The sequence below is a fragment of the Streptomyces sp. Ag109_O5-1 genome, from assembly GCF_003814875.1.
Classification (GTDB): Bacteria; Actinomycetota; Actinomycetes; order Streptomycetales; family Streptomycetaceae; genus Streptomyces; species Streptomyces sasae.
Map to the genome: position 1 here is coordinate 10,442,997 of NZ_RKQF01000001.1, position 22,564 is coordinate 10,465,560.

General features: G+C 71.5%; 21 protein-coding genes and 1 pseudogene. 7 read left to right on the plus strand and 15 right to left on the minus strand.

The window, feature by feature from the left end:
- The first annotated feature begins 84 nt into the window (after nt 1-84).
- Entirely contained in the window at nt 85-1,107 is a 1,023-nt protein-coding gene (locus tag EDD90_RS47565; RefSeq protein ID WP_123979233.1) for a LacI family DNA-binding transcriptional regulator, read from the plus strand.
- 22 nt (nt 1,108-1,129) lie between these two features.
- Here EDD90_RS47565 and EDD90_RS47570 read toward each other — a convergent pair whose 3' ends face one another.
- From EDD90_RS47570 to EDD90_RS47595, 6 genes are all read right to left on the minus strand, one after another.
- A complete protein-coding gene (locus EDD90_RS47570) occupies nt 1,130-1,834 on the minus strand; it encodes a GntR family transcriptional regulator (protein WP_123979234.1) in 705 nt (234 codons plus the stop codon).
- A gap of 74 nt (nt 1,835-1,908) precedes the next feature.
- On the minus strand, nt 1,909-2,910 hold the full coding sequence (locus EDD90_RS47575) for a proline racemase family protein (RefSeq protein WP_123979235.1): 1,002 nt from the start codon (nt 2,908-2,910) through the stop codon (nt 1,909-1,911).
- A 68-nt stretch (nt 2,911-2,978) separates the two neighbouring features.
- Nucleotides 2,979-3,878: a dihydrodipicolinate synthase family protein gene (locus EDD90_RS47580; RefSeq protein ID WP_123979236.1), complete on the minus strand. Its 900-nt coding sequence runs from the start codon at nt 3,876-3,878 to the stop codon at nt 2,979-2,981.
- A 27-nt stretch (nt 3,879-3,905) separates the two neighbouring features.
- A complete protein-coding gene (locus tag EDD90_RS47585; RefSeq protein WP_123979237.1) occupies nt 3,906-5,381 on the minus strand; it encodes an FAD-dependent oxidoreductase in 1,476 nt (491 codons plus the stop codon).
- A complete protein-coding gene (locus EDD90_RS47590; RefSeq protein WP_123979238.1) occupies nt 5,374-5,673 on the minus strand; it encodes a (2Fe-2S)-binding protein in 300 nt (99 codons plus the stop codon). Before EDD90_RS47590 ends, EDD90_RS47585 begins: the two co-directional genes overlap by 8 nt.
- Nucleotides 5,670-6,821, minus strand: a complete 1,152-nt coding sequence (locus EDD90_RS47595) for an FAD-binding oxidoreductase (RefSeq protein WP_123979239.1) — start codon at nt 6,819-6,821, stop codon at nt 5,670-5,672. The genes EDD90_RS47590 and EDD90_RS47595 overlap by 4 nt, the downstream gene beginning before the upstream one ends.
- Nucleotides 6,822-7,402: 581 nt before the next feature.
- On the opposite strand from EDD90_RS47595, the gene EDD90_RS47600 reads away from it, so the two are divergent.
- Nucleotides 7,403-7,768: a cupin domain-containing protein gene (locus EDD90_RS47600; protein WP_123979240.1), complete on the plus strand. Its 366-nt coding sequence runs from the start codon at nt 7,403-7,405 to the stop codon at nt 7,766-7,768.
- 58 nt (nt 7,769-7,826) lie between these two features.
- On the opposite strand, the gene EDD90_RS47605 is transcribed toward EDD90_RS47600, so the two are convergent.
- Nucleotides 7,827-9,179: a VWA domain-containing protein gene (locus EDD90_RS47605; RefSeq protein WP_123982376.1), complete on the minus strand. Its 1,353-nt coding sequence runs from the start codon at nt 9,177-9,179 to the stop codon at nt 7,827-7,829.
- A 17-nt stretch (nt 9,180-9,196) separates the two neighbouring features.
- The gene (locus EDD90_RS47610; RefSeq protein WP_123979241.1) at nt 9,197-10,054 is read right to left on the minus strand and encodes a MoxR family ATPase; all 858 of its coding nucleotides are present in this window, start codon (nt 10,052-10,054) and stop codon (nt 9,197-9,199) included.
- Nucleotides 10,055-10,193: 139 nt separating this feature from the next.
- Here EDD90_RS47610 and EDD90_RS47615 point away from each other — a divergent pair.
- The 5 genes and pseudogenes from EDD90_RS47615 to EDD90_RS47635 all read left to right on the plus strand — a co-directional run.
- A pseudogene (locus EDD90_RS47615) lies at nt 10,194-10,547 on the plus strand (TetR/AcrR family transcriptional regulator); the annotation flags it as partial.
- A 56-nt stretch (nt 10,548-10,603) separates the two neighbouring features.
- On the plus strand, nt 10,604-11,284 hold the full coding sequence (locus EDD90_RS47620; protein ID WP_123979243.1) for an ABC transporter permease: 681 nt from the start codon (nt 10,604-10,606) through the stop codon (nt 11,282-11,284).
- Nucleotides 11,281-11,952 carry an ABC transporter permease gene (locus tag EDD90_RS47625; RefSeq protein WP_123982378.1) on the plus strand — a complete coding sequence of 224 codons (672 nt, stop codon included), beginning with the start codon at nt 11,281-11,283 and terminating at the stop codon, nt 11,950-11,952. The genes EDD90_RS47620 and EDD90_RS47625 overlap by 4 nt, the downstream gene beginning before the upstream one ends.
- Complete coding sequence (locus EDD90_RS47630; protein WP_123979244.1) at nt 11,949-12,890, plus strand: ABC transporter substrate-binding protein; 942 nt, start codon at nt 11,949-11,951, stop codon at nt 12,888-12,890. The genes EDD90_RS47625 and EDD90_RS47630 overlap by 4 nt, the downstream gene beginning before the upstream one ends.
- Before the next feature lie 43 nt (nt 12,891-12,933).
- Nucleotides 12,934-13,536, plus strand: a complete 603-nt coding sequence (locus tag EDD90_RS47635) for a hypothetical protein (RefSeq protein ID WP_123979245.1) — start codon at nt 12,934-12,936, stop codon at nt 13,534-13,536.
- A 21-nt stretch (nt 13,537-13,557) separates the two neighbouring features.
- Here EDD90_RS47635 and EDD90_RS47640 read toward each other — a convergent pair whose 3' ends face one another.
- From EDD90_RS47640 to rhaI, 7 genes are all read right to left on the minus strand, one after another.
- The gene (locus tag EDD90_RS47640) at nt 13,558-14,712 is read right to left on the minus strand and encodes an ABC transporter ATP-binding protein (protein WP_123979246.1); all 1,155 of its coding nucleotides are present in this window, start codon (nt 14,710-14,712) and stop codon (nt 13,558-13,560) included.
- Nucleotides 14,713-14,794: 82 nt separating this feature from the next.
- Nucleotides 14,795-15,454 carry a lactate utilization protein C gene (locus EDD90_RS47645; protein WP_123979247.1) on the minus strand — a complete coding sequence of 220 codons (660 nt, stop codon included), beginning with the start codon at nt 15,452-15,454 and terminating at the stop codon, nt 14,795-14,797.
- Nucleotides 15,451-16,929: a LutB/LldF family L-lactate oxidation iron-sulfur protein gene (locus EDD90_RS47650; protein WP_123979248.1), complete on the minus strand. Its 1,479-nt coding sequence runs from the start codon at nt 16,927-16,929 to the stop codon at nt 15,451-15,453. The genes EDD90_RS47645 and EDD90_RS47650 overlap by 4 nt, the downstream gene beginning before the upstream one ends.
- Nucleotides 16,926-17,681 (minus strand): (Fe-S)-binding protein, encoded by a 756-nt coding sequence (locus EDD90_RS47655; RefSeq protein WP_123979249.1) that lies wholly within the window; start codon nt 17,679-17,681, stop codon nt 16,926-16,928. The genes EDD90_RS47650 and EDD90_RS47655 overlap by 4 nt, the downstream gene beginning before the upstream one ends.
- A gap of 70 nt (nt 17,682-17,751) precedes the next feature.
- Nucleotides 17,752-19,200, minus strand: coding sequence for a rhamnulokinase family protein (locus tag EDD90_RS47660; RefSeq protein WP_123979250.1), 1,449 nt, complete (start codon nt 19,198-19,200; stop codon nt 17,752-17,754).
- Complete coding sequence (locus tag EDD90_RS47665; protein ID WP_123979251.1) at nt 19,197-21,236, minus strand: bifunctional aldolase/short-chain dehydrogenase; 2,040 nt, start codon at nt 21,234-21,236, stop codon at nt 19,197-19,199. Before EDD90_RS47665 ends, EDD90_RS47660 begins: the two co-directional genes overlap by 4 nt.
- 147 nt (nt 21,237-21,383) lie before the next feature.
- Entirely contained in the window at nt 21,384-22,544 is a 1,161-nt protein-coding gene (gene rhaI / locus EDD90_RS47670; protein ID WP_123979252.1) for an L-rhamnose isomerase, read from the minus strand.
- Nucleotides 22,545-22,564: the final 20 nt, after the last annotated feature.

Below are 22,564 nucleotides of genomic sequence, written 5' to 3' on the forward strand. Positions count from 1 at the left end.
CGGCAGGCTGCGAGGATGTCAGGCGGCTTTGCCGCCGTGAGACGGTCGGCCCAGTCGAGAAACCGTCTAGGAAAAGGTTTGCCCGTGACCTCTGCTGCAGGCTCTCCGCCCACCGGCCGGGCCAGGCTCGCCGATGTCGCCGCACTCGCCGGCGTCAGCGTGGGCACGGCGTCCAAGGCACTGAACGGAGCCGGCAGGATGCGCCCGGAGACCAGGCAGCGGGTGCTCGACGCGGTGGAGGAGCTCGGCTTCCGGCCCAACCAGCACGCACAGAGCCTGCACAGTGGCCGCAGTTGGACGGTCGGCCTGATGACGACGGACGGCATCGGCCGCTTCAGCACCCCGGTCCTGCTCGGCGCCGAGGACGCCCTCGGCGCCGGGAAGATCTCCGTCCTGCTCTGCGACACCCGCGGTGACGCCATCCGCGAGCAGCACCATCTGCGCAACCTCACCGACCGGCGGGTGGACGGCATCATCGTCACCGGCCGTCGTACCGACCCCCGCCCGCCCCTCACCGGCATCGACCCGGCGATCCCCGTCGTCTACGCCCTCTCACCGTCCACCGACCCCGCCGACACCTCCGTCGTCACCGACGACCGCGGCGGAGCCCATCTCGCGGTGGAACACCTGCTGGCCACCGGCCGTACCCGGATCGCCCATGTCACCGGGCCCGAGCACCACCAGGCCGCCCGCGACCGAGCCCGGCACGCCGTCGAGCACCTGGCCGGGGCCGGCCTCGAACTCGCCACCGGGCGGGTGCACTTCGGGGAGTGGAGCGAGGCCTGGGGACGGCGGGCCGCCGACGCCGTGCTGCGGACGGCGCCCGACACGGACGCGGTCTTCTGCGGCAACGACCAGATCGCCCGCGGCGTGGCGGACGCACTGCGCGAGCGCGGCAAGGAGGTGCCGGGGGACATCGCCGTCGTCGGCTACGACAACTGGGACACGATGGCGCTCGCCTGCCGCCCGCCCCTCACCACCGTCGACATGAACCTGGCCGAGATCGGGCGGATCGCCGCGCTGCGCCTGCTCCAGGCCATCGACGCCGAGCCCGATCCGGGCGTGCACACCGTGCCGTGCCGACTGGTGGTGCGCGAGTCCAGCTGACCCGCAGTTCACCCGAGGGGGGTCAGTCGGCTGTTGGCTGCCGGGCCGCCCACAGGCCGCGGACATGGCCCAGGTGACGGGTCATGACCTCGCGCACGGCCGCCTCGTCGCGGGCCAGCAGGGCGTCCAGGAGCTCCAGGTGCTCCTCGGCGGAGGCCTTCAGACGCCCGGCCGCCACCAGCGCCGTCAGCCCGTACAGCCGCGAGCGCTGCCGCAGGTCCCGTACGACCTCGACCAGATGGTCGTTGCCCGCCAGAGCCAGCAGCCCCAGATGGAACGTCAGGTCCGCCTCGACGTAGGCGATGAGGTCACCCTTCACGGCCGAGGCGACGATCTCCAGGGCGACCGGGCGCAGCGCCTCCAGGTCGGCGGTGTCGGCGGTGGCCGTGAGGCCGACGGTCGTCGGGATCTCGATCAGGGACCGGACGTGGGTGTACTCGTCGAGCTGCTTCTCGGAGACGGCGGTGACCCGGAACCCCTTGTTCGGAACGATCTCGACCATGCCCTCCTTCACCAGTTCGAGCATCGCCTCGCGCACCGGGGTCGCGGAGACGCCCAGACGGGGTGCGAGCCCCGGCGCCGAGTACACCTCGCCGGGGCGCAGCTCACCGGAGATCAGCGCGGCGCGCAGTACATCCACGACCCGTTCCCGGAAGTTGGGTTTCCGGCCGCCGAGCGCGGGGATGGCGGGAGCGGGGACGGGCGGGCTGCTGGGCCGGTCGGCCATGGCGGAACTCCTGGGAAAAACGGGAGAGACGGGAGGTACGGGAGAGACGGGAGAGACGGAGAGATACAGGGCGATCAGAGTACGAAGCCCGCCGGGAACGGGTCGGTGGGGTCCAGCAAGTACTGGGCGGTTCCGGTGATCCATGCGCGGCCCGTGAAGCTTGGCAGGACAGCGGGGACGCCCGCGACCTCGGTGGTGCCGAGCAGCCGGCCGGTGAAGCGGGTGCCGATGAAGGACTCGTTGACGAACTCGGCTTCGAGGGGGAGTTCGCCGCGGGCGTGCAACTGGGCCATCCGCGCGCTGGTGCCGGTGCCGCACGGGGAGCGGTCGAACCAGCCGGGGTGGATCGCCATCGCGTGCCGGGAGTGACGGGCCGTGGAACCCGGCGCGATCAGGTGGACATGATGGCAGCCCCGGATGGACGGGTCCTCCGGATGCACCGGCTCCCCCTCGGCGTTGATCGCCTCCATCAAGGACAGCCCGGCGGCGAGGATGTCGTCCTTGCGGGCCCGGTCGAAGGGCAGACCGAACTCGTCGAGCGGGAGGATGGCGTAGAAGTTGCCGCCGTATGCCATGTCATATGTCACCGTCCGCCCGTCGGCGAGGGTGATCTTGCGGTCGAGTCCGACGGCGAAGGACGGCACGTTCCTGAGGGTCACGTGCCTCGCGGCGCCGTCCTCCACCGCGACCTCGGCGACGACGAGACCGGCCGGGGTGTCGAGCCGGATGGTGGTGACCGGCTCGACGACCTCCACCATCCCGGTCTCGACGAGGACGGTCGCCACACCGATCGTGCCGTGCCCGCACATCGGCAGATAGCCGCTGACCTCGATGTAGACCACGCCCCAGTCGCAGTCCGGCCGGGTGGGCGGCTGCAGGATCGCGCCGCTCATCGCCGAGTGCCCGCGCGGCTCGTTCATCAGCAACTGCTTGATGTCGTCGCGGTGTTCACGGAAGTACAGCCGCCTCTCGTTCATGGTCGCGCCGGGGACGGTCCCGATCCCGCCGGTGATCACGCGGGTGGGCATGCCCTCGGTGTGCGAGTCGACGGCGTGCAGGACGAGTTTGCTGCGCATGACACTCCTGGAGAGTAGGTCGGGGGCCGGCTACGTCAGTCCGTTTCGGCTACCGCCGTCCGTGTCGGTCACGACAGTCCGGCCGCGACGGCCTTCTCGGTGGCCGCGCGGATCACGGCCTCCTGCTCGGGCAGCAGCGGCACCCGTGGCGGGCGGCAACTGCCGCCGTGGCGGCCGACGACGTCCATGGACAGCTTGATGGCCTGTACGAACTCGACCTTGGAGTCCCAGCGCAGCAGCGGATGCAGCTGCTCGTACAGCCGCTTGGCGGTATCCAGGTCCCCGCTGACAGCCGCGTGGTACAGCTCCACCGTCGCGGCCGGCAGGGCGTTCGGATAGCCGGCCACCCAGCCCTTGGCGCCGGCGAGTGCGAGCTCCAGCAGGACGTCGTCGGCACCGATCAACAGGTCCAGATCCGGGGCCACTTCGGCCAACTGGTAGGCGCGCCTGACATCGCCCGAGAACTCCTTGACGGCGTGGATGTACCCCTCGCCGTGCAGCTTCGCGAGCAGTTCCGGTACGAGGTCGACCTTGGTGTCGATGGGGTTGTTGTACGCCACGATCGGCACCCCCGCCTTCGCGACCTCCGCGTAGTGCGCCAGCACCGACCGCTCGTCGGCGCGGTAGGCGTTGGGCGGCAGCAGCATCACGGCCTGGCAGCCGGCGTCCCGGGCCTGCTCCGCCCAGCGGCGGGCCTCGGCCGAGCCGTAGGCGGCGACCCCGGGCATGACCCGGGCCCCGCCGATCGCGGCCACGGCGGTCTCCACGACCCTGGCGCGCTCCTCGGGGGTGAGTACCTGGTACTCGCCGAGGGAGCCGTTCGGTACGACGCCGTCACAGCCGTTCCCGACCAGCCAGTCGCAGTGCTCGGCGTACTTGTCGTAGTCCACGGTCAGGTCGTCGGTGAGCGGGAGCGCGGTGGCGACGAGGACACCGTGCCAGGGGCGGGTCTGGGGGGTGATGGTCATCGGGCTCCTTCGGTGTGATGTGACATATCACTGATGGTCAACGTCAACGTCAACGTCAACGGCATCGGCTTCGGCTTCGGGATCGGGATCGCCATCGGGATCGGCTTCGGGATCGTCTCGGCCGGCCCGGGCGAGTACCCCGAGCGGTACCGGCCGTGCGAACGGTCTGCGGGCCGCCGTCTCCGGGCAGCCGGCGAGCCCGGCGACCGCCGGCCCGCACACCCGGCCCTGGCACCAGCCCATGCCGGCCCGGGTGAGCAGCTTGACGGTCCGTACGTCCGCGGCTCCCAACTCGGTGACGGCACGGCGGATCGTCCCGCCGGTGACCTCCTCGCAGCGGCAGACCACCGTGTCGTCGGTGACCTGCTCGGCCCAGTGGGCGGGCGGTGCGTAGGCCTCGTCGAGTGTGGCGAAGAACCTCCGCAGCTCGGCACGGGCCCCGGCGGCCCCCGCCCACCCGTTCGGATCCGGCGCCGCACCCGACAACCTCGCGGCGGCCGACCGCCCCGCGATGTGCCCCTCGGCGAGGGCCAGGACCGCACCGCCGATGCCGGTCGCCTCCCCTGCCGCCCACACCCCCGGCACGTCGGTGCGCTGCTCGTCGTCCACGTGCACCGCGACGCCGTCGACACGACAGCCGATCCCCAGGGCGAGATCGGTGTGCGGCAGCATGCCGTGCCCGACGGCCAGGGTGTCGCAGTCGATACGCCGCCGGGTACGGGGGCGTACCCGGCCCTCGGCGTCGAGCGCGGCGACGGTCACCGCCTCCAGACGCTGGTCGCCGTGCGCTTCGACGACGGTGTGGTGGACCAGGGTGCGCACCCGGTGCCGTACCAAGCGGGCCGCGTACCCGGCGCCTTCGGCGAGCTTGGCGGGCCGCGCCGCCAGCGCCGGGAACCGCCGGACGAAGGACCGAGGGTCGGCGGACTCCACCAGGGCCGCCACCCGCGCGCCCGCCGCCGCGAGTCCGGCCGCGACCGGCAGCAGCAGCGGTCCGGTGCCGGCGACGACGGCCGTACGGCCGGGCAGCACCAGCCCGCCCTTGAGCATGGCCTGCGCACCGCCCGCCGTGACGACACCGGGCAGCGTCCAGCCGGGGAAGGGCAGCACCTTCTCGTAGCCGCCGGTCGCCAGCAGCACCCCGGCCGCCGCACGCACCTCGACCGGCCTCTCCTGTTCCGGCCCGAGCAGCGCGTGCACGGTGAAGCCCTCCGGCCGCCGCTCCACGAACCACACATGATGGTCCCGGAGATGGTGCACGTGACCGGTCGCGATGTGCCGGTCGAGCCCCTCGCGCAGTCGCTGCCAGCTGCGCCACTGGTGGTGCAGCGCCTGCGGGCGGCGCGCCCCGAGCCCGGCGGCGGGCTGCCGGTAGAACTGGCCGCCCGCCTCGGGCGCCGCGTCGATCAGGGTGACGCGCAGGCCGTGCCGGGCGGCGGCCAGGGTGGCGGCGAGTCCGGCCGGGCCGGCGCCGATGACGGCGATGTGCGGTCGTTCAGTCATCGTGGCCCGTGCTCTCCTGGGTGCGGATCGCGTCCCCCGGGCGCAACGGCACCAGGCAAGCCCGTTGATTGGGGCGGTCGTTGACGGTGACCAGGCAGTCGAAGCAGACACCGATCCCGCAGAAGACCCCACGGGGACGGCCCTCGCCGCGGGTGGACCGCCAGGACATGACCCCGGCCGCCCAGAGCGCGGCCGCGACCGTCTGACCGGGCAGTGCCGCCATCTCCCGGCCGTCGAAGGTGACGGTGAACGCGGGGCCCGGCCGTGCCCGGGCCAGCTCCAGGGGGTTCACGCGGCCTCCTCGGCGAAACGCTCGGGACGGAACGGTGTCAGGTCCAGCGCGGGGTCTGCGCCGCTCAGCACCTGGGCGATCAACTGCCCGGTGCCGGTGGCGAGTCCGATGCCCGCGCCCTCGTGTCCGCAGGCGTGGAAGAGGCCGGGGACGCGCGGGTCGGGGCCGATCGCGGGGAGATGGTCCGGCAGGTACGGGCGGAAGCCCAGGTAGCTGCGCATCGCCCGCACCTCGGCCAGGAACGGGAACAGCCGGGTCGCGCCCGCCGCCAGCGCCCGCAGCACCGGTAGCGAGAACGACCGGTCGAAGCCGACGCGTTCACGGCTCGCGCCGATCAGGACCGGCCCGGCCGCCGTGCCCTCGACGACCGGCGAGGTCTGCAGGGCGGCCGAGTCGCTGGCCACGTCGGCCACATAGTCGGCGGCGTACACCTTGTGCCGTACCCGGCGCGGCAGTGGCTCGGTGACCAGCACGAAGCCGCGCCGGGGGAGCACGGGGAGGTGCGCACCGGCGAGTGCGGCCAGTTCGCCGCCCCAGGTACCGGCCGCGTTCACCACGGCCGGGGCGTGGATCTCGCCGCGGTCGGTACGGACACCGCGTACGGCGCCGTCGGCACCGCGCAGCACCTCCGTCACCGTCCGCCCGGTCGCCAACCGGGCGCCCGAGGCCCGTACGAGGTGCGCGGCGGCCAGCGTCGGCATGACCTGGGTGTCCTGGGGGTAGAACACCCCGCCCGCCAGCCCGGGTGCCAGGTACGGTTCCAGCTCGTCGAGTTGATCGGCGGCCACACCCGACGCGGTCACCCCGGCGGCCCGTTGCCCGGCCGCGAACACCTCCAGGGCGGCGAGCCCCTCGGGCTCCGCGGCGACCACGAGCCCGCCCTTGGGCTCGTACTCGATCCGGCCACCGAGCTCGCCGGCCAGGTCGGTCCACAACCGGGCGGACAGCAGGGCGAGTTCGAGCTCGGGCCCCGGCTCCTTGTCGGAGACGAGCAGATTGCCCTCGCCCGCTCCCGTCGTACCGCCGGCCACCGGACCACGGTCCACCACGACGACGTCCAGCCCCGCCCGGGACGCGTACAGGGCGCATGCGGCGCCCATCATGCCCGCTCCGATGACCACGACATCGCAGGTCAGTCGTACGCTCACATCAGTAATATGTCACATTGCACACTGCCGGAACAGGGCCTGAGGAACATCCGTGTCAGATGGTGCACCAGGAGGGGATCTGGTCGTTGCTCATGACGCCGTGGGCGAGTTATCCGTTTCAATTCGCCAGGCTGTCGTGGATTCTCCGGCGAGTTCGCGACACAGTGTGTGAGCCATCGCTTGGGCAGGGGTTGGCCCCCGTAGGCGAGGGCCGCTGGACAACGACCTGCCCGACGGCAGGCACAGCGCCTATGTGTTCCGCCATACGGGCTGAGCCGTGGGCAGGATGGTCAGCTCGCTGATGTCGACGCGTCGGGGAAGGGCGGCGACGAAGGCAACGGTCGGTCCCCGCGATGTCGGTGCTGCGCAGGCACTCGATGTCGTGGTCGGCGGGCTTTCCATGCTCGGCGCCGGCGGTCAGATGCGGGAGGAAGGCAACGATCACATTCGATCTGACACGGATGTTCCTCGGACTCCGGACACCGGCGACGAGGCAACCGCTCCGAAGCCTCCCCTTCCGGACGAATGGCGCTCCCGGCTTGACAGGCAGACGATGGAGTGGTCGAAGGAAGGACACAGTCATGCTGGAGATAAAGACGGTCGACAAGCCGGACGAGCGGCGTGACTTCCCCCGCGGCCATCTGGAGGCTGTGCACATGACCGGCCTCGACTTCGCCGTCGCCACTTTCGAGCCGGGCTGGCGCTGGACGGAGTCGGTGGCACCGATCGCGGGCACCGAGAGCTGCATGGTCCACCACAACGGCTATGTGGTGCAGGGCAGGATGCATCTGGCGATGGACGACGGCGGTGAAGGCGAGGTAGGCCCCGGCGACGTCTTCGTCTGCCCGGCCGGGCACGACGCCTGGGTCGTGGGCGACGAGCAGGTGATCGTGTACGACTTCGCCGGCGGCATGGCGACGGACTACGCGAAGGCCAAGGAGAGCTGAGGACAGTCATCGGGTGCCGTCACCGCGCGTGGGTGACGGCACCCTCTCCTGTGTGCACCTACACCGGCAGCAGCCGCGCGATCAGCCCACTGAGCTGGCGGGCCGTGCGGCACTCGTGCATCTCGACCAGTTCCGCGTAGTCGGGCGCGGCGGAGTCGCCGGTGCCCCAGAGGGAGCGCTGCTCGGGGTTCAACCAGTAGAAGCGGCGGGCCTGCCGGGCGAGGTTCCGGACGGCGGCGACGTTCGGGTCGAGGTTGTTGGTGCGGGCGTCACCGAGCACGAACACCGTGGTTCGCGGGCCCACCGCGGCGCCGTACCGCTCCGCGAACTCGCCCAGCGCCATGCCGTAGTCGCTGCTGCCGTGCCAGCCGGTGAGCGTCGCCTCGGCGCGGATCCGGGCGCCGAGCCCCTCGGGGTCGGCCCGGCCGTGCTCCAGCAGGCCGGTCACCTCGTCGATGCGGTTGACGAACGCGAACACCCTGACCTTGCTGAACTGGTCGTGCAGCGCCTGCACCAGCAGCATCGTGAAGTCCGAGAACCCCGATACCGAGCCCGAGACATCACACAGCAGCACCAGCTCGGGGCGGACCGGCCGGCGGCGGCGCAGCACCGGCCGCATCGGTACCCCGCCGGTCGACAGCGAGCCGCGCAGGGTGCGGCGCAGATCGATCGTGCCCCGTGCGGCCCGGCGGCGGCGCGCGGCCAGCCGGGTCGCCAGCTTGCGGGCCAGCGGCTGAACCGTCCTGCGCAGCTCGGTGAGTTGGTCCCGCCCGGCGAACAGGAAGTCCACCCGGTCGGCGCTCGGCGCCACCGCCCGTCGGGCGATCTCGTCCCGCCCTCGCCGTTCGGCCACCCGTCGCCGGGCCTCCGCCGCGACCATGCCCCGGAACGCCTCGATCCGCCGCCGGATCTCGTCGTCGAGCAGCCGGTCCGTGAACTCGGCACCGCTCCCGTCCCGCGCCCGGACGTCCGCCCGGACCCGGGCGAGGAGCGTCTGCGGCCGCAGCCGGTCCAGTGTCTGGTACGACGACCAGCCGTCCGATCCCGGTGAACTCCCGTATCCGCCCAAGCCGTTCACGGCCTCGGCCGCCAACTGCCGCAACAGCGCCGTGTCGTCGTCGGCCAGCGCGGCCGCCAGCCGCTCCCGCAGCTCGTCCCGGTCGCCGGGTCCGGTCCCGGGTCCGCCCGTTCCGCGCGGAAAATAGAGGTCGAAGACCTGGTCGAACACGGCCCGTTGGCCGGTGCCGTGCAGCAGGGTCGCGGCCAGCCCCTCGCGCAGCGGCTCCCGCTCGGCCAGGCCCAGCGCCTCGATTGCCCGGCCCGCGTCCACGGTCTCCCCGGTGCCGATCCGTACACCGTGCGCCCGCAACGCCCCGACCAGCCCCGTCAGGCGGTCGGCGAGGTCGGCCAGGGCGTCGGCCCCGGTGCTCACAGCGCGTCCAGGTCCAGCTTGGCGGCCGCCTTCTGGATGTCGTCCTGGTGCTTGAGGATCACGCCCAGGGAGTCCCGTACGACCTGCTCGTCCAGGGTGTCGGCGCCCAGCGCCAGCAGGGTGCGCGCCCAGTCGATCGTCTCGGCCACCGACGGCACCTTGCGCAGGTCCATCGCCCGCAGCGCCCCGACCACCCGTACCACCGACTCGGTGAGCGCCTCGGTCAGCCCCGGCACCTTCAGCCGTACGATCCGGCGCTCCAGCTCCTCGTCCGGGAACCCGATGTGCAGGAACAGGCAGCGGCGGCGCAGCGCCTCGGAGAGCTCACGGCTGGCGTTGGAGGTGAGGACGACGAAGGGACGGCGGGTCGCGGTGACCGTGCCCAGCTCGGGGACCGTCACCTGGAAGTCGCTGAGCACCTCCAGGAGCAGGCCCTCCACCTCGACGTCGGCCTTGTCCGTCTCGTCGATCAGCAGCACCTTCGGGTCGTCGCCGCGGATCGCCGTGAGCAGCGGGCGGGGGAGCAGGAACTCCTCGCTGAAGATGTCGGTGCGGGCCTCGTCCCAGGTCTCGTCCCGGCCCGCGCTGATGCGCAGCAGCTGCTTGGCGTGGTTCCACTCGTACAGCGCCCGGGACTCGTCCACGCCCTCGTAGCACTGCAGCCGTACCAGACGGGCCCCGGCGACCTCGGCCACGGCCTTGGCCAGCTCGGTCTTGCCGACCCCCGCGGGGCCCTCGACGAGGAGCGGTTTGCCCAGCCGGTCGGCCAGGAAGACGGTGGTGGCGACGGCGGGGGAGGCGAGATAGCCGGTCTCCGCGAGGCGCGCGGAGACGTCGTCGACGGAAGTGAACAACGGGGCCTCCGGCTGATCAGGTTCGTGGAACGTATGCGGGAACAGGTCCGGCTTCCTATCTAAGCGCTTGTTCACCTCGCCTGCCACCCTGTATACCGATCGGTTTCCTCACGGTGTCCCGCGCGGTAACCTCGGCCCTATGGCCACCACTGACAAGGCGTCTCCCCGGGACCGGCTCCTCGACGCCGCTGCCGAGCTCTTCTACCGCGACGGCGTCTCCATCGGCGTCGAGGCGCTGTGCAGGTCGGCCGGGGTCTCCAAGCGCTCCATGTACCAGCTCTTCGACAGCAAGGATGAGGTGCTGGCCGCCAGCCTGGAGCGCCGCAGGCCCTGGTACGAGGCCCAGCTCAGGTCACCGGACGCCGAGGCGGCCACCCCTCGCGAACGGATCCGCTATGTGTTCCGGCGGGTGGAGGAGAACGCGGCGGCACCCGGCTACTGCGGCTGTCCGTACCTCGCCGTCCTGGTCGAGCTGAAGGACATCGAGCATCCGCCCGGACGGATCACCACAACGCGCCGAGCCGGTCGGCCACCGGATGCAATGGACGCGTGACCGCGCCCCCGAACGACTGCCTCGCGCGCAACGAGTGGATCTGCGGCGCCTATCTGTCCAGCCGCCGCCAGATCCTCCTCGACGCGGTGGGCCAGCACCTGCGGCTCACCGCCGTCTCGGTGCTCATCGGGCTGGCCGTCGCCGTCCCGCTGGCCGTGCTGGCCCGCCGCCTGCGCTGGTCGGCCGGTCCCGTCCTCGGTGCCACGACCATCCTCTACACCATCCCGTCCCTGGCGATGTTCTCGCTGCTCCTGCCCCTCTACGGCCTCTCGGCCACCCTCGTCGTCGCCGGGCTGGTGCTCTACTCGCTCACCCTGCTCGTCCGGAACATCCTCGCGGGCCTGCGGGCCGTCCCCGAGGAGACCCGGCAGGCCGCCCGCGGCATGGGCTACGGCCCGATCCGGCTCCTGCTCACCGTCGAACTGCCCCTCGCCCTGCCCGCCGCGATGGCCGGGCTGCGCATCGCGACCGTCTCGGCGGTCTCCCTGGTCACGGTCGGCGCGATCGTCGGATTCGGTGGGCTCGGCAACCTGATCTACGCCGGCATGAACACCTACTTCAAGGCCCAGGTCCTCACCGCATCCGTGCTGTGCGTGGTGATCGCCGTCGCCGCGGACCTGCTGCTGCTCGGGGTGCAGTGGCTGATCACCCCGTGGACGAGGGCGGCCCGGGCATGAGCACCCTCGCCGACGCCTGGGCCTGGCTCACCGCCCCCGCGCACTGGGCGGGCGACGACGGCATCGGGCACCGGCTGCTCCAGCACCTCGTCCTCACCGTCGTCTGCCTTGTGATCAGCTGTCTGATCGCACTCCCGGTCGCGCTGGTCCTGGGCCACCTCGGCAGGGGCGGCGCGCTCGCCGTGAACGTCTCCAACGTCGGCCGGGCCGTCCCCACCTTCGCCGTCCTGGTCCTGCTGCTCCTCACCCCCATCGGCACCTGGGGCGAGGGCCCCACCGTGGTCGCCCTGGTGCTCTTCGCCGTACCGCCCCTGCTCACCAACGCCTACGTCGGGATGCGCGAGGTCGACCGGGGCATCGTGCAGGCGGCACGCGGGATGGGGATGACCGGGCGACAGATGTTGTTTCACGTGGAACTGCCCCTTTCGCTCCCCATGGTCCTCACCGGTGTGCGGATCGCCGCCGTCCAACTCGTCGCCACCGCCACCATCGCCGCACTCGCGGGCGGCGGCGGACTCGGCAGGATCATCACCGCAGGCTTCAACCTGGCCAGCACGCCCATGGTGGTCGCCGGAGCGATCCTGGTCGCCGTCTTCGCCCTGATCGTCGAGGGCCTCTTCGAACTCGCCGAACGGCTCGCCCCGGTCCGGGCGCGAGGCTCGCGGTGAGATGCCGTACGGCGGGACCGGCCGCGCTCCTGCTCACCCTCACCGCCTGCACCACCGGCCCCTCCCTGGAGAACCGCGGAGAGGTCACCGCATCCCCCGGCGACAGCAAGCACCTGACCATCGGCTCCGCCGGATTCACCGAGAGCGACCTGCTCGCCCAGATGTACGCACAACTGCTCGGGCAGGCCGGCTACCAGACGTCCCTCATCACCGTCGCCAACCGCGAGATCTACGAACCGGCCCTGGAATCCGGGCAGATCGACGTGGTCCCCGAATACGCGGCCACCTTCGCCGACTGGCTCAACGCCAAGACCAACGGCCCCGACGCGCCCCCCGTCGGCTCGCCCGACCTCGCCGCCACGATGACAGCGCTGCGCCGCCTCGCCACACCCCGCGGCCTCACGGTCCTCGGCCCGGGCAGGGCCGTCGACCAGAACGCCTTCGCGGTCACCGCCGCCTACGCCCGGCAGCACCATCTCAGAACCCTCAGCGACCTCGGCGCCTCGAAACTGAAGGTGCGGCTCGCGGCAGGCGACGAATGCGTGCAACGGCCGTACTGCGAACCGGGGTTGAAGAGGGTCTACGGCATCGACATCACCGGTGTGGACCCCAAGGGCGTCGGGACCACCCAGGCCAAGCGGGCCGTGCAGAACGGGCAGGACCAGATGGTGCTGACCACGACCACGGACGCCACCCTCGACCAGTTCGGCCTGGTCCTCCTGGCCGACGACAAGCACCTGCAGAACGCGGACTACGTCGTCCCGGTCGTCAATCGTTCCCGCGCCGGCAGCGAGCGCGTGACCAAGGCGCTCGGCAAGCTCAACGACGTCCTGACGACCGCCGACCTGGCCACCATGAACCAGGAGGTCGACAGCTGGCGGCGGCTCGCCTCGGACGTCGCCCGGACCTATCTGAAGGACAAAGGCCTGGTGAAGTGAGGTCCGGGGCCCGTTGTCAGTGGCGGGCGGTACGTTTCGGGGCATGGGGATCTATCTGGTGAGTGTCAGCGCGGGGGACTGGTTCGGCGACGCCGAGGGCTACGACGAGGGCGGCCACGGCGCCCTCGCCGTAGCCCTCGACGCGGAGTTGCGACAGCGCGGTCTCGCGCCCTACACGTCGGTGCCCGAGAAGACCGACCTCGTGCGCGGTTCCGGGCAGTCGTTCGAGGAGAAGCTGGCGCCGCCCATGGACGGGTTCGGCGCACTGTGCCGGGAACACCTGTCGGAGCAGGAGTCGGGGCTGCTGCTGACCTGGTCGGTGCTGGTGCCGCTGTCTCTCGACGAGGCGCTCCAACTGCCCGTCGAAAACGCCTACGCCGATGAGACGACGGTCGCCGGCGCACCCCAGGTGCTCGCTGTCGCCGAACGGCTGGCGGCGGCGATCCGGCTGCCCGTCGACGTGATACCGGAGGCCTGCGACAACCTCGATCTGACGATGTGGTTCCTGGAGGGCGCGGCCGAGGAAGCCGCTGCCGCCCGCCCCGGCCCGTGGGCCGAGGACCTGGACGCCGCCTTCTACGTCGCGCTGTACCTGCGGGCCGCCCAGCACTCGCTGCGGCGCGGCTGCCCGATCACCTACTGCTGACGCGGATCCGGCCGCTGCCGGTCAGGCGTCGGACACCGAGTCGAACGGCACCTGGCCCCGCGAGATCCCGCGCGCGTCCGCGTCCACCGAGCGGCGCAGCGCCTCGTGCAGTTTGGCCGGGGTGAGTACCCCGAGAAAGCGTGAGCCGTCGAGGACCGCGACCCATCCCGCGTCATGCTGGAGCATCACACCGAACGCCTGCTTCAGCGGGGCGCCCACCGGCACCCATGCGGTCATTCGGTGGGCGAGTACCCGGACCGGGCCGCCCACCGCCAGTTCGTCGAGACCGACCCAGCCGTGCAGATCGCCGTGCGCGTCCAGGACCACGGCCCACCGGGCACCCTCGTCCCGCATCCGCGCGGCCGCGCCCTCGGCGGACTCGTCCAGCCGGACGACCGGCGGCTGCTCCAGGTCGTCCGGCTCGACATCGGTCACCGACAGCCGCTTGAGCCCCCGGTCGGCGCCCACGAAATCCGCGACGTACGCAGTGGCCGGGGTCCCCAGTACGGCCCCGGGCGTGTCGAACTGCTCGATGCGCCCCGGCCCGTACACCGCGATCCGGTCACCGAGCCGCACCGCCTCCTCGATGTCATGGGTGACCAGCAGCACCGTCTTGCGCACGGCCGCCTGCATCCTGAGGAACTCGTCCTGCAGCTGCTCCCGCACCACCGGGTCGACCGCGCCGAACGGCTCGTCCATCAGCAGGACCGGGGGATCGGCGGCCAGCGCCCGGGCGACGCCCACCCGCTGCCGCTGACCGCCGGAGAGCTGGTCGGGATAGCGTGGACCGTACGTCTTCGGGTCCAGACCCACCAGATCGAGCAGTTCGGCGGCGCGCTCGCGGGCCCTGTCCCGCTTCCAGCCGAGCAGAGCCGGGACGGTCGCGGTGTTGTCGAGGACGGTGCGGTGCGGGAACAGGCCCACCTGCTGGATCACGTAGCCGATCCGGCGGCGCAGCCGCACCGGGTCGGCCTGCGCGATGTCCTCGTCGTCGACGAAGATCCGCCCCGAGGTCGGTTCGATGAGCCGGTTGACCATCATCATGGTGGTGGTCTTGCCGCAGCCGGAGGGTCCGACGAGAGTGACGAGTTCGCCCTCGGCCACCTCGAAGGACAGACCGTCCACAGCGGTCGTACCGTCCGGATACCGCTTGGTGACCTGCTCGAACCGGATCATTCCCTCACGCTAGCCGCGGCCGTCGCCGGATGCTCGACGACCCACCCCGGCCGTGACCTGCCAGGGCCACCGCTTCAGGCCGCTACGATTCGGCCGCCGTGCTCGGCCGATCGCCGCTGACGAGCACCACCTCCAGGGTGCGCGGACCGTGTACCCCCTCGACCCGGTCCAGTTCGATGTCGCTGGTGGCCGACGGCCCGGAGATCCAGGTCGACGGGCGGGTCGGGTCGAGGCGATCGAGGGCCTGCGGCACGGAGGACACGACCTGGTCCGGCACCCGGACGACACAGATGTGGTGGTCGGGGACCAGCGTGATCCGGCGACGGCCCTGGTCGGGGCCCCCGTCCAGCACGATCGTCCCGGTCTCGGCCACGGCCACGGCACAGCCGGTTACCACACTGTCGACCCGGTCGAGCTCGTCAGGCGTGCTCTCGGCATGGTCGGGGACCTGTTCGGCATCGGTCGCCGCGAGCCAGTCCACGGGCAGCCCCGCAGGCGTGACCACCTTCTTCGCACCACGCTCGGCGAGCAGCCGACCGACCACAACTGCCAGTTCACCCTCAGTGCAGCGGTGCACGATCGCCCGGTAGTCCGCCAGGTTCTCGGCCAGCAGATCCACCGTCTCCTCGACGCTCCGCTCCCCATGCTCCCGCAGGTACGCCCGCTCGACCGGCCCGTCCTCGCCCCGCACATCGGCCAGCGCCCGCCGCACCCGGCCCAGGATCCGCTCCCTGCTGCTCACTTCGCACCGCCCTTTCCGCCGTTCGTCCGCTGCCACCAGTCACGGAACGGCTCCGCCGGTACCGCCGGCAGATCCCGCGTCCCGCTCCACGCCCTGCCGGGACCCGGCAGCGTACGGGGATGGAGGCGGCGGCTGCGGGAGGCGAGCCGCTGGCCGGTGCGCAGGGCGGCCGGGTGGGAGAACGCCCAGCGGGCCGCGCGCATCGCCGCCCGTTCGGCCGCGTGTCCCTTGGCCGGCTTGAGCAGCACCTTGTTGCCGTTGCGGACCGCCTCCCCGCCCTCGACGACCCGCTCCCGCAGATGCACCAGCACCTCGGGGATGTCGATGGCGACCGGGCAGACCTCGTAGCAGGCCCCGCACAGCGACGAGGCGTACGGCAACGAGGCGTCGATCTCGCTCTGCGTGCCCCTCAGCTGGGGGCTCAGGATGGCGCCGATCGGGCCGGGGTAGACCGAACCGTAGGCATGGCCGCCGGCCCGCTCGTACACCGGACAGACATTGAGACAGGCCGAGCAGCGGATGCAGCGCAGGGCCTGGCGGCCGACCTCGTCGGCGAGGGTGTCGGTGCGGCCGTTGTCGAGGAGCACCAGGTGGAACGTCTGCGGGCCGTCGCCGTCCGTGGTGCCGGTCCACATCGAGGTGTACGGGTTCATGCGCTCGGCCGTCGACGAGCGGGGGAGCGTCTGGAGGAACACCTCCAGGTCCCGCCAGGTCGGCACGATCTTCTCGATGCCGACGACCGAGATCAGCGTCTCGGGCAGGGTCAGGCACATTCGTCCGTTGCCCTCGGACTCGACGACGACCAGGGTGCCGGTCTCGGCGACCATGAAGTTGGCCCCGGAGACTCCGACCTTGGCCCGCAGGAACTTCTCGCGAAGGTGCAGCCGGGCCGCCTCGGCGAGTTCGGCCGGGGTGTCGGTCAGCCCCTCGGGGGCCGGGCGTCCCCACTCGCCCATCTCACGCCGGAAGATGTCCCTGATCTCACCCCGGTTGCGATGGATGGCCGGGACGAGGATGTGCGAGGGCCGGTCCTTGCCCAACTGGACGATCAACTCGGCGAGATCGGTCTCGTAGGCCCGGATGCCCTCCGCTTCGAGGGCCTCGTTCAGCCCGATCTCCTGCGTGGCCATCGACTTGACCTTCACGACCTCCGGCTCACCGGTCTCCTTCACCAGCCGGGTCACGATCCGGTTGGCCTCGTCGGCGTCCGCCGCCCAGTGGACCGTACCGCCCGCCGCCGTCACCGACTCCTCCAACTGGACCAGGTAGCGGTCGAGATGACGGAGGGTGTGGTCCTTGATCTGCTTGCCGGCCTCCCGCAGCGCGGCCCAGTCCGACACCTCCGCGACGGCCTTGGCCCGCTTCGCGCGGATGGTGTGGGTGGCATGACGCAGATTCCCGCGCAGGGTCTGGTTGTTGACGGCCTCATGCGCGGCGGCCGGAAAGGCCGGCATCCCCACGAACGTCCCGCTCATACGGCCGGCTCCTCCTCCGTGCTCGCCAGGATCTCCGCGATGTGCACCGGACGCATGCCGGTGCCGAGCCGGGTCATGGTGCCGCCGATGTGCATCAGACAGGAGTTGTCGGCCGCGCACAGCACCTGAGCGCCGGTCGACTCGGCGTTGCGCACCTTGTCGGCACCCATCGCCGCCGAGACGTCGGGGTTCTTCAGCGCGAACGTCCCGCCGAACCCACAGCACTCCTCCGCCCCCGGCAACTCCGCCAACTCCAGCCCCTTCACGGCCTGGAGCAGCCGACGGGGGCGGTCGCCGAGCCCCAGACCGCGCAGACCGTGGCAGGTCGGGTGGTATGTGACATGGTGCGGATAATATGCCCCGACGTCGATCACCCCCAGCACGTCCACCAGGAACTCGGTCAGCTCGTACGTCTTCGGCACCACCGGCGCCAGCGCATGGGCGAGGCCGCTCCCACGCCCCTCCGCCCGCGCCCGCTCGCCCATCCGCGGATACAGCTCCCGCACCATCGCCCCGCATGACCCGGACGGGGTCACGATCGCCTCGTACTCCCCGAAGACATCGGAGAAATGCCGGGCCAACGGCTCTGCGTCATGGCGGTACCCGGTGTTGTAGTGGGCTTGCCCGCAGCAGGTCTGAGCCATCGGGAAGTCGACCTCGACACCCAGCCTGGTCAGGAGTTTCACCACGGCGCGGCCGGTGTCCGGATAGAGCGTGTCGTTGACGCAGGTCAGGAAGAGAGCGACACGCATCGCGGCTCCTTGAGGTCGATCATCCGATGAGTGCAGCGTAGTGGGCGGGTGCGAGGAGCGGGAGACCCGGTCACCGCCTGGCGAGTCGTGCCTCGGCCGCCTCCCAGCGGGCGGTGTCGCCGCGCGGTGCGTACCGGGTCAGCGGCTGGGTACGGGTGAGCAGCCGCCGTATGTCGGCGAGGTCGCCGACGAGACCGTGCGCCCGGGCCTGGACCAGCACGTTCCCGAGGGCCGCCGCCTCCGTCGGACCTGCCACCACCGGCAGCCCGCAGGCGTCGGCGGTGAGTTGGCAGAGCAACGCGTTACGGGTGCCACCGCCCACCACGTACACGGTGTCGACCGGGTGATCGGCCAGTCGCTGCGCGTCCGCGACCGCCCGCCGGTGAGCGAGCGCGAGGGAGTCGAGGATGCACCGGGTGATCTCCCCGGGCGTCCGCGGCACCGGCTGCCCGGACTCCCGGCACGCCTCGGCGATCCGCTCCGGCATCCGGCCGGGGGCCAGGAACACGGCGTCCCCCGCGTCCACCACCGACCGCAGGGCCGGCACGGTGGCCGCCTCGCGCAGCAGGCCGCCCAGGTCCGGGTCGCCCCAGGCCCGTACGCACTCCTGCAACAGCCACAGCCCCATGATGTTGCGCAGATAGCGGACCGTGCCGTCGAGCCCCAGCTCGTTGGTGAAGTTGGCGGCCCGGCTCTCCTCGGTCAGCACGGGCGCGGCCAGCTCCAGACCGGCCAGTGACCAGGTGCCGGTGCAGATGTAGGCGAACCGCTCGCCGAGCGCCGGTACGGCGGCCACGGCCGACGCCGTGTCGTGCGAGCCGACCGCGGTCACCGGCACCGGCCCGGTCAGCCCCGTCTCCTCCAGCACCCCGGGCCGCAGCAGCCCGGCCGGGTCCCCGGGCTGCCGCAGCGGCGCGAACAACCCGAGGTCGATGCCGACCCGTTCCGCGACCTCGTACGACCAGTCGCGCGTCCGGGGATCGATCAGCTGCGTCGTGGAGGCATTGGTCAGCTCGGTGCCCTGCTCGCCGGTCAGCCAGTACGACAGCAGGTCCGGGACGAGCAACAGCCGCTCGGCGTGGGCGAACTGGGCGCTCGACCGGGCGGCCACCAGTTGGTAGAGGGTGTTGAAGGGCGCGTACTGCAACCCGGTGCGGGCGTACAGCTCCGCGGCCGGCAGGGTCGCCCACACCTTCTCGGCTACGCCCTCCGTCCTGGCGTCCCGGTAGTGCACCGGGTTGCCGAGCAGCGCCCCCCCGGCGTCCAGCAGCCCGTAGTCCACGGCCCAGCTGTCGAGGCCGACGGAGTCCACCTGTCCTGCCGCCCGCAGCCCCTCCAACACCCCCGCGTACAGGGCGAGTACGTCCCAGCGCAGCCCCTCCGGCACCCGCACCGGCCGGTTCACGAACCGGTGCGCCTCGGACAGCTCCAGCGAGTCCGTGCTCACCCGGCCGACCATGACCCGCCCACTGGACGCGCCCAGATCGACCGCGGCGTACGCCCTCAGACCAGCGCTCATCGCAGGAACGCGGCCGCCACACCCGCGTCGACGGGGACGTGCAGCCCGGTGGTGTGGGTGAGTTCCCCGCCCGTCAGCGCGAACACGGCGTTCGCCACATGCTCGGGCAGCACCTCGCGCTTGAGGATGGTCCGTTGAGCGTAGAACTCGCCCAGCTTCGACTCCTCCACCCCGTACACGGCGGCCCGCTGGGCGCCCCATCCGCCGGCGAAGATCCCCGACCCCCGCACCACACCATCGGGGTTGACCCCGTTGACCCGGATCCCGTGCTCGCCCAACTCGGCGGCCAGCAAGCGCACTTGGTGAGCCTGGTCCGCCTTGGTGGCCGAGTAGGCGATGTTGTTGGGCCCGGCGAACACAGCGTTCTTCGAGGCGATATAGACGATGTCACCGCCCAGCCCCTGCGCGATCATCACCCGGGCCGCCTCCCGCGACACCAGGAAGGAGCCGCGGGCCATGATGTCGTGCTGCAGGTCCCAGTCCTTCGCGGAAGTCTCCAGCAGCGGCTTGGAGATGGAGATCCCCGCGTTGTTGACGACGAGGTCGACCCCGCCGAAGGCGAGGGCGGCGGCCCGGAAGGCGGCGGCGATCTGCTCCTCGTCCGTCACGTCGACGGTGACGGCCACGGCCTTGTCGGACCCGCCGAGCTCCTCCGCGACCCCGGCCGCACTCTCGGTGTTCAGATCGGCGACGACGACACACGCCCCTTCGGCCGCCAGTCGATGTGCGATCGCCTTCCCGATCCCGCTGCCGGCCCCCGTCACCAGCGCCACCCGGGTCGCGAGCGCCTTGGGCTTCGGCATCCGCTGCAGCTTGGCCTCCTCCAGCGCCCAGTACTCGATCCGGAACTTCTCCGACTCCTCGATCGGCGCGTACGTCGACACGGCTTCGGCCCCGCGCATCACATTGACGGCGTTGACATAGAACTCGCCCGCGACCCGGGCGGTCTGCTTGTCCTTCCCGAAGCTGAACATGCCGACGCCTGGTACGAGCACGATCGCCGGGTCGGCCCCGCGCATGGCGGGGGAGTCGGGCAGGGCGTGCCGCCGGTAGTAGGAGGCGTACTCCTCGCGGTAGACGGCGTGCAGTTCCTTCAGCCGGGCGACGGCCTCGTCGAGGGGCGCGGTCGGCGGAAGGTCGAGCACGAGCGGCCGTACCTTCGTCCGCAGGAAGTGGTCCGGGCAGGAGGTGCCCAGGGCGGCGAGCCGCGGGTGCTCGGCCCGCGCCAGGAAGTCCAGGACCACCTCGGCGTCGGTGAAGTGCCCGACCTGCGCCCGGTCCTGGGAGGCGACGGCACGGACGTACGGCGCGAGGGCGGCAGCCCGCTCCCGCCGCTCGGCCTCGGGCAGCGCGCCGTACCCCTCGATCACGGGCCCGAAGGGCTCCGCCTTGCCGCGCTCGGCGAGGAGGGCCTCGGCGGTACGGATGATGCGCAGCGAGTTCCGCTCGCACTCCTTTGAGCTGTCGCCCCAGGCGGTGATCCCGTGCCCGCCGAGGATGCAGCCGACCGCCTGCGGGTTGGCGGCCTTGACGGCGGCGATGTCCAGCCCCAGCTGGAACCCCGGCCGCCGCCACGGCACCCACACCACGCTGTCCCCGAAACACTCGGCGGTCAGCTTCTCCCCGTCGGCGGCACACGCCAGCGCGATCCCGGAGTCCGGGTGCAGATGGTCGACGTGCGGGGCGTCGACGAGCCCGTGCATGGCGGTGTCGATGGAGGGAGCGGCCCCGCCCTTGCCGTGCAGGCAGTAGTCGAAGGCGGCGACCATCTCGTCCTCGCGCTCGACACCCGGGTAGACACCGGTGAGCGCCCGGAGCCGGTCGAGCCGCAGCACGGCAAGCCCGGCCTCGGTGAGCGTCCCGAGATCCCCACCGGACCCCTTCACCCACATCAGCTCGACATCGCCCCCGGTCACGGGGTCGGTGGCGGTGCCTTTGGCGGAGGCGTTCCCGCCGGCGTAGTTCGTGTTGCGAGGATCAGCACCGAGCCGATGGGAACGAGAGAGAAGAGCGGCGGCTTCGGGGTGTGTGGTCATGAAGTTTCCCAATTTCTTGAAGGAGGGGGACACCAGTGCGCCCCGTCAGCGGCTCTGGGGGTACCCCCGGTCGAAGGCTGGGGGAGGAACTGCGCGACCAGCCACATCCGGCCCGCACTCCGCGTCGAAACAGATCAGGGCAGACGCTTACGCCCCCCACCCCGCCTGCTGTCCTCCAACACGCTCAGCGACAATCTTCTCGGCCCACCCAGACCGGCGGTACGCGGCAAGCGGGTCGGGGTCCAACCCCATCTCCGCCCGCACCTCCCGCAGCAACGGCCGCACATCCGTGTCGTACGCGTCCATCAGCACCGCGTTCGCGGCCAGAACATCCCCCGCGGCCTGGGCCTCGCCCAATGCCCCCCGGTCCACCAGCAACGCCTTCGCCGTCGCCTCCTGCACGTTCATCACCGACCGGATGATCGCCGGGATCTTCGCCTCGATGTTGTGACACTGGTCGAGCATGAAGGCGACCTCGGAGGTGAACCCGCCCCCGCCCACCACCTCGAACATGATCCGGAACAACTGGAACGGATCCGCGGCCCCGACCATGAGGTCGTCGTCCGCGTAGAACCGGGAGTTGAAGTCGAAGCCGCCGAGCTTCCCCTCCCGCAGCAGCGTGGCGACGATGAACTCGATGTTGGTGCCCGGCGCGTGGTGCCCGGTGTCGACGACGACCTGCGCCTTCGGCCCCAGCTTCAGACAGTGCGCGTAGGCCGTGCCCCAGTCCGGCACATCGGTCGTGTAGAAGGACGGCTCGAAGAGCTTGTACTCCAGCAGCATCCGCTGCCCGTCGCCCAGCCGTGCGTACACCTCCGCCAGGCCCTCGGCCAGCCGGTCCTGCCGCCCCCGGATGTCGTCCTGCCCGGGGTAGTTCGTGCCGTCGGCGAACCACAGCTTCAGGTCCTTCGACCCTGTCGCGTCCATGATGTCGACGCACTCCAGCAGATGACCGACGGCCTTGCGCCGCACCGCCGCGTCGGGATGGCAGATGCTGCCCAGCTTGTAGTCGTCGTCCTGGAACGTGTTGGAGTTGATCGCCCCCAGCTTCAGCCCGCGCTGCTCGGCGTGCTTGGCCAGGTCCGCGTAATCGTCCACCTTGTCCCAGGGGATGTGCAGCGCCACCGTCGGCGCCACCCCGGTCACCGCGTGGACCTGCGCCGCGTCGTCCAGCTTCTCCTTCGGCGAGCGCGGCACGCCCTGCTGGGCGAACACCTTGAAGCGGGTCCCCGAGTTTCCGTACGCCCACGACGGCGTCTCGACGGCCTGGGTCTTCAGCGCGGCCTTCACCGCGACGAGGTCGGTCACTTAGGGGCTCCCGGGGTGAA

What these genes read in the sequence shown, in the direction of transcription:
- EDD90_RS47640 (WP_123979246.1), bottom strand. Translation starts at nt 14,712, where the DNA reads ATGATCCGGTTCGAGCAGGTCACCAAGCGGTATCCGGACGGTACGACC.
- EDD90_RS47570 (WP_123979234.1), bottom strand. Translation starts at nt 1,834, where the DNA reads ATGGCCGACCGGCCCAGCAGCCCGCCCGTCCCCGCTCCCGCCATCCCC.
- EDD90_RS47625 (WP_123982378.1), top strand. Translation starts at nt 11,281, where the DNA reads ATGAGCACCCTCGCCGACGCCTGGGCCTGGCTCACCGCCCCCGCGCAC.
- EDD90_RS47665 (WP_123979251.1), bottom strand. Translation starts at nt 21,236, where the DNA reads ATGACCACACACCCCGAAGCCGCCGCTCTTCTCTCTCGTTCCCATCGG.
- EDD90_RS47660 (WP_123979250.1), bottom strand. Translation starts at nt 19,200, where the DNA reads ATGAGCGCTGGTCTGAGGGCGTACGCCGCGGTCGATCTGGGCGCGTCC.
- EDD90_RS47650 (WP_123979248.1), bottom strand. Translation starts at nt 16,929, where the DNA reads ATGAGCGGGACGTTCGTGGGGATGCCGGCCTTTCCGGCCGCCGCGCAT.
- EDD90_RS47635 (WP_123979245.1), top strand. Translation starts at nt 12,934, where the DNA reads ATGGGGATCTATCTGGTGAGTGTCAGCGCGGGGGACTGGTTCGGCGAC.
- EDD90_RS47575 (WP_123979235.1), bottom strand. Translation starts at nt 2,910, where the DNA reads ATGCGCAGCAAACTCGTCCTGCACGCCGTCGACTCGCACACCGAGGGC.
- EDD90_RS47600 (WP_123979240.1), top strand. Translation starts at nt 7,403, where the DNA reads ATGCTGGAGATAAAGACGGTCGACAAGCCGGACGAGCGGCGTGACTTC.
- EDD90_RS47585 (WP_123979237.1), bottom strand. Translation starts at nt 5,381, where the DNA reads ATGACTGAACGACCGCACATCGCCGTCATCGGCGCCGGCCCGGCCGGA.
- EDD90_RS47580 (WP_123979236.1), bottom strand. Translation starts at nt 3,878, where the DNA reads ATGACCATCACCCCCCAGACCCGCCCCTGGCACGGTGTCCTCGTCGCC.
- EDD90_RS47655 (WP_123979249.1), bottom strand. Translation starts at nt 17,681, where the DNA reads ATGCGTGTCGCTCTCTTCCTGACCTGCGTCAACGACACGCTCTATCCG.